Annotated in this window: 2 protein-coding genes; both read left to right on the top strand. The window is 65.5% G+C overall.

The genetic code is table 11. The features are described from left to right. Positions 1-39: 39 nt before the first annotated feature. Positions 40-854 (top strand): IS5 family transposase gene (locus IO24_RS44170; RefSeq protein ID WP_107063127.1). Its coding sequence is split into 2 segments (ribosomal slippage): positions 40-388 and positions 388-854, totalling 816 coding nucleotides; the frame shifts between segments, so codons are not numbered across the junction. Positions 855-893: 39 nt separating this feature from the next. Further along, positions 894-1,295 (top strand): hypothetical protein, encoded by a 402-nt coding sequence (locus tag IO24_RS0139930; RefSeq protein ID WP_031144775.1) that lies wholly within the window; start codon positions 894-896, stop codon positions 1,293-1,295. Positions 1,296-1,327 lie beyond the last annotated feature (32 nt).

Here is a 1,327-nt window from a genome sequence, read left to right as displayed (position 1 = left end):
AGACGGTGTCTTGATTGGCGATAGCTCGTTGCTCCGGGCATGGACATAGTTGAGCGACTGGTGCCGGACGGGCTGTGGGAGATCTTCCAGGACGTGGCGCCGGAGCCACCGGTGCGCGTCCAAGGTGGAGGCCGGCGGCGGTGCGATGACCGCGCGGTCTTGGCCGCGATCATCTTCGTCGCCACCTCAGGCTGCACTTGGCGGCAGCTGCCGCCGGTCTTCGGCGCTTCTTGGCAGACGGTGCACCGGCGATTCACGGACTGGTCCACGGCGCGGGTGTGGGCCAAGCTGCACCGCGTGGTCCTCGACCGACTTGGCATGAACGGCGAGCTGGACTGGTCGCGCTGCGCAATCGATTCGGTCAGTGTCCGGGCGGTCAAAGGGGGCCTCTGACCGGACCGAATCCGACCGATCGCGGCAAGCTCGGGTCGAAGATTCACCTGATCTGTGACCGCAACGGGCTACCGCTCTCGGTCGGCGTCTCCGGTGCCAACCTCCACGACAGCCAGGCACTGATCCCGTTGATGCGCGGCATCCCGCCAGTCCGCTCCCGTTTTGGCCCCCGGCGCCGACGCCCAGCCAGGCTGCATGCGGACAAGGGCTACGACTTCGACCACTTGCGAGGTTGGCTGCGCCGTCGGCAGATCGTGCCGCGCATCGCCCGCCGCGGGGTGGAGAACTCCAACCGCCTGGGCCCGCACCGCTGGGTGGTCGAGCGGACGATGTCCTGGCTGAACGGATGCCGTCGACTGCACCGCCGCTACGAGCGCAAGGCCAGCCACTTCCTCGCCTTCGTTGGCATCGCCAGTGCCCTGATCTGCTACCGGCGCCTTCGCCGATCAGGACATTCGTAGAGTGCCCAGCAGGATGCTAGGCAACAGGAGGTTGCAGGGATGGACGTCTCGTGGACAGCAACGGACCCCGAATCGCGACAGTTCTCCCCGACTGAGCGAAGCTCCGACTTTGCGGATCTAGCCGATCACTTCACCGCACTGCGCTCGCATGGCCAGGGATACCTAGAAGTCCGCCTGCCGGGCGACGAGTTTCCCCTGCTGACCCTAGGTTTCCTAGACGATCAAGCAGTCATCCACCTGTTCGACGCTGCTGAGAAGTCGTCCCTACTTGTCGGCGATGGCACTGCCACAGCGGATGCGGTCCTGGAAGTGCCGATCATGGACGACCTGGCCGTGTTCAGTGGCGACTGCGTCGTCGATGTCGATCGCGCCTGGGCCCTCATTCGCAACTTCATCCAGACCAGGGCGCCTGGCGAGCTGGGTGAGTGGCGGGAGCTGTGACCCCGCCTCGATCACCAATCAAGACACCGTCT

This window comes from Streptomyces flavovariabilis (genome assembly GCF_000725785.1).
Taxonomy (GTDB): domain Bacteria; phylum Actinomycetota; class Actinomycetes; order Streptomycetales; family Streptomycetaceae; genus Streptomyces; species Streptomyces hawaiiensis.
Note: the sequence above shows the minus strand (reverse complement) of the source record. Positions and strands in the feature narration are given on the sequence as shown.

Bases quoted from the DNA above. Each gene is read 5' to 3' on its own strand.
- IO24_RS0139930 (WP_031144775.1), top strand. From the start codon at position 894: ATGGACGTCTCGTGGACAGCAACGGACCCCGAATCGCGACAGTTCTCC.